Raw genomic sequence first — 14,845 nt, forward strand, 5'->3', positions numbered from 1 at the left:
CTACCTTCTTCCTAAAAAGTAAAAAATAACCGTAAGGATTATACTCAAAATAATGCTGCTTGCAAGTGGAAAGTAAAAAGTAAAGTTATCTCTTTTAATCACTATATCACCCGGTAGTTTACCAAAGGGAATCTTTGTAATCTGTGGAAAGTATGTGAAAAACAGCCCTATTATAATAAGTAAAACGCCCATTCCTATAAGAAGCTTACCAAACTCGCTCATAGGCCTCCCTCAACATGACAACTGCATAGGCTGAAATACCTTCTCCTCTACCTTCGAATCCCAAAAACTCTGTCGTCGAAGCCTTTATATTTACTATTTCTGGCTCTATTTTCAGAGCTTTTGCTATATTCTTCTCCATTGCTTTCTTGTAAGGCTTCAGTTTGGGTTTCTGAAGCACAACAGTTGCATCAATGTTCTCTATCTCAAAGCCAGCTTCATCTATTAAATCTCTTATTCTCTGCAAGAAAAACAGACTCCTTATGTCCTTATACTTCGGGTCCGTATCGGGAAAAAGCTCTCCTATATCACCAAAACCTAAAGCACCTATCAAGGCATCACATATCGCATGTGTTAAACAGTCTGCATCAGAATGACCTATAAGCCCAAGCTCATAATCTATATTAACACCACCCAGTATCAAATCCCTACCCTTGCCAAACTTATGCACATCGTATCCAAAGCCTATCCTAAAAGACACCTTACAAGCTCCAAATCTTCTTTCGTTGTAATTTTAATATTTTTTCTGCTGCCTTCAACAGTTTTAACTTCTCCGTAATACTTCTCCCACACAGCAGACTCATCTGTATATATCTCACCCTTTAAAATACACTCATTTAAGGCTTTAAGAAGCTTTTTAAATTCAAATCCCTGCGGTGTTTGAGATATAACAATGCTGCTTCTGTCTATGGTTTGAACGACAAAACCGTCTCTTTTTCTTTTTAGTGTCTCAAATGCCCCTATAACAGGTATTGCGGCTGAAAACTCTCCTGCAGCATCAATAACAGCACTAACCATTTCTCTATAGATTAACGGCCTTGCTGCATCATGAATCAAAACAATATCGCAATCCTTTATAGATTTAAGTCCATTGTAAACAGAGTGCATCCTCTCTTTTCCGCCTTCAACAACAGTTGCTTGGGGATAAAAACTCTTAACAAATTCCAAATCTTCTTTGCTTGCAACTATAACAACTTCACCAAACTCAGATAGAATCTCAACACTATAATCCAATACCATTTTACCGTTTATCTTTTCAAACTGCTTCTTTGAGCCAAAACGCTCTCCTTTTCCTGCAGCAACAATAACACTTACCACTCTCATTTCAAAATATCAGCCTTCCTAAAAGCATCTTCAACTGCATTATCAGAAATATCAGTGTATATCTGGGTTGTCGTTATATTCTCATGACCCAACATCTCCTGCACAGCTCTGATATTCGCACCATTCTCTATCATGTGGGTGGCAAACATGTGTCTGAGCATGTGTGGATGTATATTGTATCCAAGCCTGTTAAATCTCTTTTTTATTATTTTCCACAAACCCTGCCTGCTAAACGGCTTACCACGATTAGAAATAAACAGATAGTCGCTGTTTGCATATCCCTTTATCTGCTTTCTGAAACTCTCTATGTAATGCCTTATTGCATTTATTGTCTTCAAATCAACAGGAACGAATCGCTCTTTATTGCCCTTGCCTTTAACCTTTACAAAACCACTCTCAAACATAATGTCAGATATCTTGAGATTAACTATTTCGCTAATTCTTAACCCAGAAGCATACATAAGCCTTACAATAAGCCCATCTCTATCTTCACCTATAGCCTTTTTTATAACTTCAAACGGTATATAATCAGGCGGAACCCTTTTCGTTTTTATGTTCTTCAAATCTGAATAATCTATATCGGTATGACCATACTTTAGAAGAAATTTTAAAAAGCCACGAATGCTTGAGAGCTTCCTGTTAACTGTTGAAGGCTTGTATCTATTCACAAGCACATTTTCTATAAACTCCATCAGGTTATCCTTTGTTAAATCACGCTTTGAGAAGAATTTAGAGAACTCTTTTAAATCTGCAGCATAGCTGCTTATCGTATTCTCAGAAAAGCCCTTAGTCTGCAGGCTAAAGATAAACCTATCTATAAGGCTATCTATATCCATACTGCCTTGCTATCTCTTCTATCTTCTGGCTGAAATCTTTATAACTTACTATACCAATTGAGACAGAGCCACTAAAGATTTTATGTGCAACACTTTTTACATCATCAACACTAATATCTTTTATCTTTTTTTCAAAGTGAATCCACGGTAAAGAGTTTATGCCTTTGAAATAGGCATCAGAAAGGTAAGCAGCTATAGCTTCTGGACGCTGAAGTGAAATTGGTATGCTTCCACTGAAGTAATCCTTAGCCAATGCAACACTCTTTGGCGTTATAAATTTATCAATCCCTTTTATATCAGTAAATACCCTTTCTATCGCCTTCAGTGTAAATTTATTCTCCGTTTGCAAACCTATCACAAAAACACCACCCTTCGGAAGCCTATAATTAAAAGCAAAAGACGAATAGGCATAACCGTGTTTTGTCCTTATATCTTTCATCAGGACAGAATCAAGTCCACCACCCAAAATACGCCCAAGAATAAGGGTCGCATAGTATTCTTTTAAGCAGCACCCAAACGAAGGGAATGCAAAATAGATATAGCTCTGTTTTGTCTGCGGTTTTATTATGTCGCTTATGTGCAGGCCTTTTCTAAAGATAGGTTTTTCAAATTCTTCGTTTTTGCCTTCCTTTAACTTCGAAAAATAAAGCTCTATCTCTTCTATCGCTTCTTTTGGGTCAAAACCGCCACCGCTTATTGATATAACCATATTGTTTGGCTTAAAATAAGTTTTAAAAAACCTAACAACATCGTCTCTTTTTATCTTCTGCAAAGTGCTTATCTCTCCAATTGATGTGTGATTTATAGACTTCTGTTTAATCAAACCAACAAAAGCAGCATGTATAGAGAGATAATCTTTGTCGTTTTTTAAAGAATAGACGCTGTTTAAAGCATCCCTTCTTACAAAATCTATGCCTTTCTCATCAAACTTACTGTTCATAATCTCATTAATAATGCAGAAAATCCTATCCAGATTCTCACTTAAACCAACAAAATTTATATCTATGAACCCTTTACTAACTCTCACAGAACTTTCTATTCCATATTTATCAAACATCTCTCTCAGTTTTTCAGCCGTTAACATAGGTGTGTCGCAATTCTCAAGAGAATGACCCACAACATAGGCAAGGCCAAACTTACCCTTAGGGTCAAAAACACTTCCAGCTTTGACTTTTATATTTACACCAACAATAGGCAGGTTTGATTTTAAATATATCCTATACGCAAGCCCATTTTTCAACTTCCCTTCTATTAGATTCGAAGCATGGGATAACTGCAGAGAGAGTATCACAAACAAAACAGCAAAAATCAATTTTCTCATCATCTCAAACTTCCCTTAAACTTAGGATTGTTAAAGATTTTACCCTTAGAAGGCACAAGATAAACATCTGTCTCATGCTCTTCTATAAAATATTTTTCTGCCACCCTTTCCACATCCTTTATTGTGATTTTATCAATAATCTTAAGATAATTTTCGTAATAATCATCTAAACCAAAAGCAGCATAAAACGCCTTATTCATATCTTTGCTTCTCAAAGTCTCTTCAGAAAGCAGATAATCCATCTTAGCCTTCTGCTTTGCCATCTCAAGAAGTCTTGGGTCAAACCTACCGCTTTTAATTTTATTAAGCTCTTTCAATATAGATTCTCGTGCCTGTTTAAAACTTATACCCTTCTCTATATCACCAAAAATCTCAAACAACCCTTTATCCCAAACCCTTTCTTCATTTCCACCATCTATATCTGCAAATATTTTCTTATCCCTTACCAAATCATTGTATGCAAGAGCCGTTTTACCATCAAATAGAATGTAACTTATCAAATCCAAAACGGGTGTATCGTGGCTATAAACAGAAGGTATCTTAAATCCTACGGCTATTTTTCTAAATTGTGAAGGCTTGGATATATAAGCTATCCTTCTGCCGTTTTGTGCAGGCTCTTTCGTTATACGCCTTACAATTCTCTTTGGTTTTTTATCTCTAAATAGTTTTTTTATCATTGCTATCGTTTTTGTTGTATTCAAATCTCCCGATACAACAAGCACAGCGTTATTAGGAGCATAGTATTTTTCATAATAACTTCTTAGCTCGTCAATCGTATAGTGTTGAATGTCGTATGCAAAACCGATAGGAGTCCATCTGTAAGGCGAAGCCTTATATGCCATATTGTGAAGAGTGAAATACAAAAACCCATCAGCCGAATTATCTATACGCCAAAGTCTCTCCTGATAAACAACGCTTCTCTCTTTTAGAAATTTACTCTTCTCAAGCAGAAGATTATTCATATTATCCGCAAAAAAGCCAAGCACATCCTTTAAAGCCTTTTTCTGAATTGTTGCAAAATAAACAGTGTAATCAAACGATGTCTGAGCGTTGTTTATACCACCATACCTTGATGTCAATCTATCTATATAACCATCGGGAAAGTGCTTTGAACCTCTGAAGTTCATATGCTCAAGCATGTGCGATATGCCTGTTATAGAGTTATACTCATCGACGCATCCAACCTTATACAAAATAGTAATATTTACTATAGGAAGTGCGTGATTCTCTTCTATATAAACATTCAACCCGTTTTTCAGTTTGTAATGTTTAAAACCTGCAAACGAAAAAGCAGGTATCAGAAAAATCACCAAAACAGCTAAGAAAATTTTGCGCATTTTTCAATCTCCCAAAGAGTTAAATTCCGTCTTTGCTTTTCCTTTGTTGCACTTTTAAAGCTAAACAGTTTTTTTACCTTAAATCCCATCTTAGAAGCAATCAAATTCAACGGAAACTTATTCAACCTTTTATTAAAATCCTTAACGAGGCTGTTGTATTCCGCCTTTGCTTTTTCAATTTTATTATCAATATTTTCAAGTTTAGTCAACATTTGCGTAAACTTGTCATTAACCTTCAACTGCGGGTAATTCTCTACCATGCTCAGCAATTTAGATGCAGCCTTTTCAAGCTCATCTGCCGCCTTTATCTTCTCCTGCTTTGTTTTGGCAGACTTAAGAACTTTAACGGCACTATCCAAAAAGCTAAAGTCCTGCGTATTGTTATCACTGTTGGCATTTACCATAAAATCCTTTATTTTCATTAAAATTTCAGCTTTATCATTAAGATACAAGTTTAAAGTTTCCCACTTCTTCTCAATATCTGCATTTGTTTTCGAAAGATTATTGTATGTTGAATAGTAATAAAGGCCAACCATTATGACGATAAAGAGAATAACCCAGATAACGGCAAGAACACTTTTCATTGGTTTTTACCTCCACTTACCAGCCTGCATCCTTCAATCCACCGAGAAATCCACCAAATCCACCGCCCAAAACACCACTGAAACAGCCACCCAGAGTTGAATCCCAGCCGCTTTTGTATCCACCAAGCAACTTCGCAGCCAAAAAGCCAAACAGATAAGGCATAACAAGAAAAATCAGCGCAGTAGCAAGAACAACCTTTACCCATTTAGATTTTGAGCTAACCTTCTTCTTTTCAACCTTTACAACTGCTTCTTTGTGTGTATTTGAAGTGTGCGAATATGAAAAGCTCAAACTACCCAAAACAAAAGCAATACTAAGAAAAATGGGTATTAAAAACTTTTTCAATGGTTTCTATCTCCTTTAAGTATTTTTTAAAAACTTCTATCAATCTATCAAACGGCATTTTTGAAGAGTCTCTCAATGTTTTAAACGCTTCAAGCTTAACATCAAACATCTCTTCAAACTTCTCAATCAGCGTCTCATCGTTTATCAATTTATCCTTCAATCTCAACATGTTTCTCATAATAAGCAAAAAGTTATACAGAGACCTGTAAGTGATGCTATCTATCACCTTTCTTTCAAGCGGCAAATCGACAAATGCACCCTTCAAAGCAAGAAATTTACTAAAAAGCTCATGTTTTATCTGACTTTTTAAATCGTCATCCGATATCTCTATATTTTTGAACGGATTTTTGCCGTATATAATCTCTGAATTCTCTTTCATTTCGAGTATCTCCATACAGAATACATCCTTTGAGTTCTCAAAGAAGTGCTCATCAACAACAAGCGGCGTTGTAAAATTCTTTTTATACTTTATATAAACCCTTTTTACTGCAAATATATCTTCTGGCTCAACAGCATCTAAAACAACAAAAAGCCCGTTTTTCTCTATGAAGGAAGTTACACCAACATTATGCAAACCAACCGATATCAACCTATCGCCAAACTCATCCTTCAATTTTTCAACAAGTGCGTCTCTCATTGTTCTCCTTCTTTTTGCATTAAGTAAAACTCCCTTTTAAACTGCTCAAATTTCCCTTCTAATATAGCGTTTCTTGCAGATTTTACAAGATGAATGTAATAGTAAAGATTGTGAATTGAAGCAAGTGTATAGAAAGATAACTCTTTTGCTTTGTGTAAGTGCCTTAGATAGCCACGAGAGAAATTTCTGCAGGTATAACATCTGCATCCTTCTTCAATCGGCCTATCATCGTCTCTGTATTCCTGTCTTTTTATATTGACAACGCCAAAACGGGTAAATAGTGTTCCGTTTCTTGCGTTTCTTGTCGGCATTACGCAATCAAACATATCAACACCCATTCCGATAAGCTCGATGATATTTTCTGGCCTTCCTATTCCCATCGCATATCTTGGTTTACTTTTGGGCAAAATATCATTCACTATTGGCACGACCCTATACATATCTTCAATAGGCTCACCAACACTCAATCCGCCAATAGCAAAACCTTCAAACTCCATATCTCTCATTCTCAAAGCTGCTTCTCTTCTCAAATCATCGAACACACCACCCTGAACGATACCAAACAGAGCTTTAATAGGATAACTTCTTCTTGCTTTTAAAGACCTTTCAGCCCAGTTTATTGTAATCTCAAGCGACTTTTTCACATATCCTTTATCCTGTGTATAGGGCGGACACTCATCCAAAACCATCGCTATATCGCTGCCCCACCTTGATTGAAGCTCAACAACATACTCAGGCGTAAAAAAGTGCATAGAGCCGTCTATGTGTGATTTGAAACTAACGCCTTCTGGGTTTATACTTCTTAAATCACTCAAGCTAAAAACCTGAAAGCCACCGGAATCTGTCAATATGCCACGCTTCCAGCCCATGAATTTATGCAATCCACCAAGCTTCTCTATGGTCTCAATGCCCGGCCTTAGGTATAAATGGTATGTATTTGAGAGTATGATTGTTGCTCCAACAGCCTTCAACATGCAGGGCAAAATAGCCTTTACAGTCGCATTTGTCCCAACAGGCATAAACACAGGTGTTTCAATCTTAACATTACCCAAATCTATAACACCAGCCCTTGCTGAGCCGTCTTCTGCTATAAGCTTAAAGGAGAAACTCATTGCAGGCGACCTATGATAAGCTTATTCTTCTCAATAAGCGGCAAGTATATTTTATCTTTCGAAACGAATATATCAGCTGCAGGTGTATTCAACTCTTTTACTATTTTGTATTTTTTTAATGTTAAATCCGTCTGTATAATCTTTCCGCTTCTGTAATCTGAGATAAACAGCTTATCGCCCAAAAGCGATATACCATCAAAACCCGTCAAACCCTTGAATGTTATACTCTTCTTTAACTCACCAGCTAAACTGATAAGGCTAATAGTTGGACTATTAAATGATACAACGGCAAATACATTCTGCTTTTTTATGAAAATAATACCATTTGGCGAGAAATTATCCTTTTTAAAAAACAGAGACACCTTACCCTTCTTGTCAACCTTGTATATGCAGTTATTGACCGTATCGGTTATATAAGAGACTCCATTCAGAACAACAATATCATTTAGAAACTTAGAGCCTTTAATGTCTATGCACTTTGTCTTTGTGCTCGTCAAATCGGCTATACACAATCTATTTAAATCTGCAATGTAAAGCTTGTTATCAAAAGGATATATACCCTTTGGTGCCTGAAGATTGTCAATAAACTTAAACTCCAATATATTACCGTATTTATCAAGCTTTGTAATAAATCCATCCTTATTTGGTGAAACAGGCGAGTTTCCAATGTTTGACACATAGATATAATTGCCGTAAGGATACACGCTTTCTGGATGATGAAGACCTACAATTTCACCTTCTTCCATAAACTTAAAACTGCTCAAAACCACCAAAACCAATAGAGCTATAAGAACCAAAACCTTCTGGCTTTTCAGAAATGACATCTTACAAACCTGTCGTTTCTCTCTTTCAGTGGTGGTTGTTCTGTTTTGCACTTCTCTTCTGCTTTAGGGCAGTTTAAATAGAAAGGACAGGCATACTCCCTTTTTGCTTCTATTTCGCTAAACCTAAAATCTTTATAATGCATATCAATCTTGGGAACAGAACCAAATAAAAAACGCGTATATGGGTGAGTTGGAGCAAGTTTTATCTCTTCTATGCTGCCCATCTCAACGATTTTACCGTCAAACAGAACAACAAGTTTACCATCAAATGCCAACATCTCAACATCATGTGTTATGAATATAAGCGTAATATTGTCTGTTCTGTTTAGCTCTTTTAGGAGATTTACAACCTTCATTTTCGTCATGCTGTCAAGAGCACTTGTAAACTCATCTGCCAGTATAATTTTAGACTTCAAAAGCGCAGCAGCTATAAGAACCCTTTGTCTCATACCACCACTTAGGTTATGTGGGTATGAGTCAAGCACATACTCAACATCTTCAAAACCAACCTTTCTAAGCGTCTCTTTAATCTTATCTAAATCACTTTCTATCTCAAGAAGCTGCTCTCTTATCTTAAAGAGTGGATCTAAGGAGTCTGTAATATTCTGTGGAATCAGGCCTGTATCTTCATCTATTGATACTTCTCCTTCAAATCTCAATGGGTAAAATCGCCACATTCCACTGATTATTCTTGCAAGTGTGGTTTTACCTGCACCTGATTCTCCAACTATAGCCCACACATCACCCTTTTTCACATTTAGCCGTATATCTTCAAGAACCTTCTTATCATCGTAATAGGCTTCTTCTATGTTTATATTACATACCATTGAGTTTTCTTAACTCATCTTCTTCCTGCTTCGACCTTCTCTTAAGCTCTTCTCTTAACTTCTCGTTATTCAAAGCAAGCATTCTTAAAACAAACAGAGCGGCATTTTTTGCTCCCTTTTTGCCTATTCCAAATGTCGCAACAGGAACGCCTCTTGGCATTTGAGCTATAGAAAACAGTGCATCAAGTCCAAGCAAATCACTTGCAACCGGCACACCAAGAACAGGTTTTTGAGTGTGGGCAGCTATAACGCCAGGTAAGGCAGCTGAAAGGCCAGCAATCACTATAGCCGCATCAAACTCCCTATCTATTATCTCTGCCACTTCTTTTGTTAAATTTGGAGACCTATGCGCAGAAGTTATAAATGTCTTGTTCTCTATTTCATACTCATCAAGCACACCCTTTGCAGCATCCATTATCTCTTTATCCGAAACGCTTCCAGCAACAATAGCAACTCTCATAACAATACCCCTAAAGTTTTATCAACTGTTCTATCTTGACATTGGCATCCTGAAGCGTATTGACAATCTTTATAATTGTGCTCAAAAGCTCATAAATCTTTACGATTCTTGCTGTCAAATCATCTATAACTTCTGCATGCTCATTTATAGCAAGACTGTTTTCATTCAACGACTCTGCTATATCATTTGACTTCTCATTTATTTTTAAGAATATCTCAGCAAAGTCATTAAAATCCTTTCTCAACTCATCGAGAAACTCTTTAACAGATTCGACTTTCTCAACGGTTGACATCAGCTTTGCGTTAAAATCGTAAAGAATCTCCTGAATATTATCCGTTATATTGTCTGTCTTATTTGCAAGCTTTTTAATCTCGTCTGCAACGACGGCAAAACCCTTACCGGCTTCACCTACCCTTGCAGCCTCAATGGCAGCATTCAAGGCAAGAAGATTCGTCTGTTTTGCAATATCAGATATACTGCTTGCGGCTTTGTTTATATTCTGTGTTATCGTCGTTAAACCCTTGATGCTTGCGACAAACTCATCAACTTCACTCTTCCTATTTTCAACTTCTTCGTTGCGCTCCATTACCCTGTTTGAGATATCGTTTATATTGAGATTAAACTCTTCAAAGTCGCTGTTGATTTTTGAGACATTCGTTGCCATACCCTTTAGGTTGCCTTCCATCTCTTCCAACGATGCAGAAAATGTCTTCATCTGGTCTTCTAAAAACTCAATGTCGTTTGCTATTATTTTAAAGCTCTCGATTGTTGCTGTTGAAACAAATGAGCTTTTTACAACACCCTTCGATAGCTTTCGTATGGCGTTTGCAGTCTTGCTATTCTCCTTCATGGCTATCACCTGCTTATCTCGTCTATTATATCAGCACCGCATTTGAGATTATTCAACCAATTCAGGAACATATCGACAGCTTCAAATCTAAAGACAGCTCCGTGCTGTGGTGCAAGCATCTTTGGTGCAAGGCTTCTAATTTTATTCACATAGTATCTGCATGCGTTAGAAGATGCCATATATCGTTTATGGAACCCTTCCATTAAATTTATATGACTGTTGAAGTTATCCTTATCAACAAACAGATACTTGTTTGTATCGCTAAATACTGCAGCACCTATGTCTCCATTAAACAGAATCTTAGAGATAGGGTCAAACACTATAAGATTGCCAGGAGCATGAAGGAAATGAGCTGGTATAACTTCAAGCTCTCCAACCCTTCCACCAGAGTCAGGCAAACCCTTTATTCTTGACAAGTCCGTAATTCCAAAATGCGGCAAGAATCTTACCCAAAGCTCTGATATGTAAACATTTGCATTGGTAACAGAAAGCCACATAGGAATACCAGAGCTGACATCTGGGTCTTGATGTGAGAAGAATATATACTCTATGTCGTCTAAATCTATATACTTCGTAACATTCGAGACAACCTTTGGAAATATGTGAATACCACCTGGATCAAGCAGAGTTCCCTTTTTACCGTGAACTATCAGATACTGGTTTGTCTGAATCAGTCCATCTTCAAGCCTGCCCCACCCAAGCCAGACAAACTTATGCTCTCCATCATCATATAATAATTCACCATTCTCTATATCCACATCGGCATTTGACTTCGTGCAGTATTCCATTTTTTACCTCCAAATTTTGACTTTTTTCTATTTACTTTGATAACATAAGGATAAACGAAAGTCAACGAGAATTGCTTAACATATTTTGTTATGAATCTGGGAACTTTTCTTTTTTTGTGGTGCTCTAACAATACACTCACCCTTTATAGTATCAACTGCTCTTTTCAAATCCCCTATTAACATATCAGCCATGTCCCTACTAAAGTTTTCTTTAACAACCACTCTCAAGATATGCATATCTTCGGCATTCTTAGGTAAATTATAAGCTGGCACTATCCAATCCCTCTCTCTTAGCTTTCTTGAAACTTCATACACGCTTATCTCATTATCAATGGAGTAGAAAGTTACAACAGGAAGTTTCAAGTCTTCATGAGTTAGCTTAAAAACACTCATCTTTCTTATCTCTTTTGCAACATATTTTGCATTTTCCATGCATGTTTTCATTATGGCTTTATACCCGCTCTTGCCCAACCTTAGCATATTGTAGTATTGTGCTATCACCATAGCACTATTTCTCGAAAAGTTTAGTGTGTAAGTTGCTTCTTCACTTCCAAGATAATTAACATAAAATATTAAATCTTCTGGTAAAAATTCTTTATCCTTAAATATTAGCCAACCCACACCAGGATATACCAAACCATATTTATGACCAGATACATTTATAGATTTCACCTGATTCAATCTGAAATCCCATTCCATATTAGGATATAAAAATGGCACTATAAACCCACCACTTGCAGCATCAACATGTATCGGTATATCTAAACCTTTAGCACTCTTTAAATCCACCAGCATCTCGTTTATCTCTTTTATTGGATCTATCTGACCTGTGAACGTAGTTCCAAGTACAGCTCCAACACATATCGTATTTTCATCTATCAGTTCTTTTGTCATTTCAACATCCATTGTATATCTTCCATGCTCCATAGGAACAAGCCTAAGCTCAACATCAAAGTACTTAGCAAACTTCTCCCACACAACATGGACATCAGCACCAACTACCAGATTGGGCTTTGTTGTATCTTTACCTTCCTTCTCTCTTCTTTTTCTCCAACTCCACTTATGAGCTAAAAGCCCAAGCATTATCGCTTCAGAAGAGCCTATTGTAGATGTTCCAACATAGTCATTTTTTTCTGGAGCATTAAATAGTTTAGCTAACATATTAACTACTCTCTCTTGAATTACGCCTGTTTGGGGATACTCTTCTTGGTCAACCAAATTTTTGTTTATCGTCTCCATTATCAACTTTTCCGCCTGTGGTTCCATCCACGTAGTAACAAATGAAGCCAAATTCAAAAAAGGATTACCGTCAAGATTCATCTCATCATGTATAAGTTGATAGGCCACATCTGGCCCTATCCCATTATTTGGTATCTCATATTTTGGTATTGGCTCTGAAAACGCCCTGTTAGCATAAGTAGCAGAGACTTTGGCTCCTCTTTTTCTTCTTTTTCTTGAAAGCATTACAAACAACCTCCCTTATTTTGATATAAAAATATATTTTTCAAACAGCTCTGAGATATGTATTACCTCTATTGGCAAATCTCTCTTTTCTATCCCACCTTTTATCTGAATCATGCATCCTGGACACTCCGTTACAACAACATTAACATTTGTAGACTTTATGCTTTTTATTTTTTTGTCAAGGATAGATGCCGATATTTCAGGATGGTCTATAGAAAAACTACCACCAAAACCGCAACATCTATCTGAATCTGGCAACTCAACAAACGCATCTTCCAATATCTTACGCAAAAAACTATCAGCAGAAAACCCAAAGCCCCTAATTTGATGACATGGAGTATGATAAGTGAATTTCTTATTTTTATCTGCTTTTACTTTCACTCCTAAATCTTTAATAAACTCTGAGAACATCCTCAGTTTACTCACTATCTGATTAGAAACTCTATAAATCTCTGGTATATCGGCCACCATATCTGGAAACTTTTTTATCATAGAGCCACATGTCGGACACAACACTACATAACTATCGTAATCAGAAGGAGTATTCATATATTCTAAAGCCTTTATTACGCTCTTTTTTGCACTTTCTTTATCTCCTGAATGCAAAGCCGGAAATCCACAACATACGCTTGATGTAGGTATATCAATAGCTATATTCATTCTAACCAACAACTTAGCCATCGATATACCTACATCAGGATACAAAAATTCTATGGCACACCCAGGATAAAAAAACACTCTTTTTTCTGGATTCTTTGGGTTTTTTATCTCCTTTTTGAACCTTTCACTAAATGTCTTTTTGCTTATTTCCGGCAATTTCCTAAAGTTATACTTATCTGGAAGCAGTTTATCCTGCCTTGATGTTTTTAAAATCAAGCTTCCTATCTTAGCTGCACCCTTTAAATTCACAGGTTTAGATAAAATTGAAGAGAAGAGAAACTTTTTTGCAGGATTTATTCCATATTGCTCTGCTAAACCTACATTGAGTTTCTCTATCAAACCTTGAATATCCACTTTTGCTGGACATATATCATTACAAGTTTTACAACCAGCACACAGACTAAGAAGGTCCTTTGTATCACCCGTAGGGTGATACAAAGTTGTAAGTATAAGACCTATGGGACCTGTATAAATCTTCCCAAAAACATGCCCTCCTACAACTCCATAAACAGGACACACATTGGCACAAGAACCACACCTTATACATTTGAACGCCTCTTTAAGTATAGAATTATTCAAATAATTTAACCTACCATTATCAACAAATACAAAATGTAGCTCTTTTTTTCCACTTTCGGAAGCTAAAGAGTTCAAAGCCCCCTTTATCCAACTAACATAAACAGACATAACTTGACCAGTAGCATTCTTCGGCAAAACCTTTAGGATTTTCAAAGCATCATCAAAACTTCCAACTAATTTTTCGTATCCCAGTACCACTATATGAACTGGTGGTATGGTAGTGACGAGTCTTCCGTTCCCTTCATTGGTGACTATTCCTATAGTTCCTGTCTCCGCTACTGCCACATTTGCACCGCTTATTCCCACCTTAGCCCTAAAGTAGAACTCCCTTAAATAATTTCTCGCTATACTAACCATTCCTTCTATATCATCCTCATCTACTTCTACATTCAGATGTTGTTTAAACAATTTAGCTACTTGCTGCCTATTTTTGTGTATTGCTGGCATAATCATATGCGAAGGGGTTTCTCCTGCAAGCTGTATAATCCATTCTCCTAAGTCGGTTTCGACAAGTTTCACTCCATTGCTTTCTAAATATTTATTTAAGCCTATCTCTTCGGCAGTCATAGATTTTGACTTTACAACATGCTCCGCATTGTGCTTCTTGCAAACGCTTAGAATGTATTCGCAGGCATCGACCGAGTTTTCGGCTTGATAAACCTTAGCACCTGTCTTTTCAACTTCTTTCTTAAACTTTTCAAACAGTTCACCGATTTTATCCGCATTCCTAATTCTCAGGCTCGATACTTCTTCTCTAAGCTTTTGAAAACTTAAACCCTTATACGCTTTGATTTGGGCTTCCTTGTAATTATGATAAAATGTTTCAAGATTATTACCAAGAACACTATCTTTTATAGAATTTTCTATTTTCTCTTTTAATCTCTTGTGCATCTTATC

17 protein-coding genes are annotated in these 14,845 nt (G+C 36.6%); all 17 read right to left on the bottom strand.

What is annotated here, in order from left to right; genetic code table 11:
- The 17 genes from G415_RS0103790 to ldhH all read right to left on the bottom strand — a co-directional run bounded on the left by G415_RS0103790 (window position 1) and on the right by ldhH (window position 14,839).
- Complete coding sequence (locus G415_RS0103790) at window positions 1–222, bottom strand: DUF2905 domain-containing protein (protein ID WP_022670261.1); 222 nt, start codon at window positions 220–222, stop codon at window positions 1–3.
- Window positions 206–700: a 2-C-methyl-D-erythritol 2,4-cyclodiphosphate synthase gene (gene ispF, locus G415_RS0103795; RefSeq protein WP_022670262.1), complete on the bottom strand. Its 495-nt coding sequence runs from the start codon at window positions 698–700 to the stop codon at window positions 206–208. The genes G415_RS0103790 and ispF overlap by 17 nt, the downstream gene beginning before the upstream one ends.
- The gene (gene ispD, locus G415_RS0103800; protein WP_022670263.1) at window positions 685–1,323 is read right to left on the bottom strand and encodes a 2-C-methyl-D-erythritol 4-phosphate cytidylyltransferase; all 639 of its coding nucleotides are present in this window, start codon (window positions 1,321–1,323) and stop codon (window positions 685–687) included. The genes ispF and ispD overlap by 16 nt, the downstream gene beginning before the upstream one ends.
- A complete protein-coding gene (gene xerA / locus G415_RS0103805) occupies window positions 1,320–2,159 on the bottom strand; it encodes a site-specific tyrosine recombinase/integron integrase (protein WP_022670264.1) in 840 nt (279 codons plus the stop codon). The genes ispD and xerA overlap by 4 nt, the downstream gene beginning before the upstream one ends.
- Window positions 2,146–3,483, bottom strand: coding sequence for a M16 family metallopeptidase (locus G415_RS0103810; RefSeq protein ID WP_022670265.1), 1,338 nt, complete (start codon window positions 3,481–3,483; stop codon window positions 2,146–2,148). The genes xerA and G415_RS0103810 overlap by 14 nt, the downstream gene beginning before the upstream one ends.
- Window positions 3,480–4,817 (bottom strand): M16 family metallopeptidase, encoded by a 1,338-nt coding sequence (locus G415_RS0103815; protein ID WP_022670266.1) that lies wholly within the window; start codon window positions 4,815–4,817, stop codon window positions 3,480–3,482. Before G415_RS0103815 ends, G415_RS0103810 begins: the two co-directional genes overlap by 4 nt.
- Window positions 4,799–5,401 (bottom strand): LemA family protein, encoded by a 603-nt coding sequence (locus G415_RS0103820; RefSeq protein ID WP_022670267.1) that lies wholly within the window; start codon window positions 5,399–5,401, stop codon window positions 4,799–4,801. The genes G415_RS0103815 and G415_RS0103820 overlap by 19 nt, the downstream gene beginning before the upstream one ends.
- A 16-nt stretch (window positions 5,402–5,417) precedes the next feature.
- The gene (locus G415_RS0103825; protein WP_022670268.1) at window positions 5,418–5,747 is read right to left on the bottom strand and encodes a hypothetical protein; all 330 of its coding nucleotides are present in this window, start codon (window positions 5,745–5,747) and stop codon (window positions 5,418–5,420) included.
- Window positions 5,716–6,384: a hypothetical protein gene (locus tag G415_RS0103830; protein WP_022670269.1), complete on the bottom strand. Its 669-nt coding sequence runs from the start codon at window positions 6,382–6,384 to the stop codon at window positions 5,716–5,718. The genes G415_RS0103825 and G415_RS0103830 overlap by 32 nt, the downstream gene beginning before the upstream one ends.
- A complete protein-coding gene (gene tgt / locus G415_RS0103835) occupies window positions 6,381–7,496 on the bottom strand; it encodes a tRNA guanosine(34) transglycosylase Tgt (RefSeq protein WP_022670270.1) in 1,116 nt (371 codons plus the stop codon). The genes G415_RS0103830 and tgt overlap by 4 nt, the downstream gene beginning before the upstream one ends.
- Window positions 7,493–8,320: an NHL repeat-containing protein gene (locus G415_RS10665; protein WP_022670271.1), complete on the bottom strand. Its 828-nt coding sequence runs from the start codon at window positions 8,318–8,320 to the stop codon at window positions 7,493–7,495. Before G415_RS10665 ends, tgt begins: the two co-directional genes overlap by 4 nt.
- Window positions 8,308–9,147, bottom strand: coding sequence for an oligopeptide/dipeptide ABC transporter ATP-binding protein (locus G415_RS0103845; RefSeq protein WP_022670272.1), 840 nt, complete (start codon window positions 9,145–9,147; stop codon window positions 8,308–8,310). Before G415_RS0103845 ends, G415_RS10665 begins: the two co-directional genes overlap by 13 nt.
- Window positions 9,137–9,607 carry a 5-(carboxyamino)imidazole ribonucleotide mutase gene (gene purE / locus G415_RS0103850; RefSeq protein ID WP_022670273.1) on the bottom strand — a complete coding sequence of 157 codons (471 nt, stop codon included), beginning with the start codon at window positions 9,605–9,607 and terminating at the stop codon, window positions 9,137–9,139. The genes G415_RS0103845 and purE overlap by 11 nt, the downstream gene beginning before the upstream one ends.
- A 10-nt stretch (window positions 9,608–9,617) precedes the next feature.
- Window positions 9,618–10,457 carry a methyl-accepting chemotaxis protein gene (locus tag G415_RS10670; RefSeq protein WP_022670274.1) on the bottom strand — a complete coding sequence of 280 codons (840 nt, stop codon included), beginning with the start codon at window positions 10,455–10,457 and terminating at the stop codon, window positions 9,618–9,620.
- Window positions 10,458–10,462: 5 nt separating this feature from the next.
- The gene (locus G415_RS0103860; RefSeq protein ID WP_022670275.1) at window positions 10,463–11,245 is read right to left on the bottom strand and encodes an oxygen-binding di-iron domain-containing protein; all 783 of its coding nucleotides are present in this window, start codon (window positions 11,243–11,245) and stop codon (window positions 10,463–10,465) included.
- 75 nt (window positions 11,246–11,320) lie between these two features.
- Window positions 11,321–12,709 carry a glutamate decarboxylase gene (gene gad / locus G415_RS0103865; RefSeq protein WP_022670276.1) on the bottom strand — a complete coding sequence of 463 codons (1,389 nt, stop codon included), beginning with the start codon at window positions 12,707–12,709 and terminating at the stop codon, window positions 11,321–11,323.
- Window positions 12,710–12,724: 15 nt separating this feature from the next.
- Entirely contained in the window at window positions 12,725–14,839 is a 2,115-nt protein-coding gene (gene ldhH, locus G415_RS0103870) for an L-lactate dehydrogenase (quinone) large subunit LdhH (RefSeq protein WP_022670277.1), read from the bottom strand.
- Between the last annotated feature and the right edge of the window lie 6 nt (window positions 14,840–14,845).

The sequence above is a fragment of the Hippea alviniae EP5-r genome (genome assembly GCF_000420385.1).
In the GTDB taxonomy this organism is placed as follows: Bacteria; Campylobacterota_A; Desulfurellia; order Desulfurellales; family Hippeaceae; genus Hippea; species Hippea alviniae.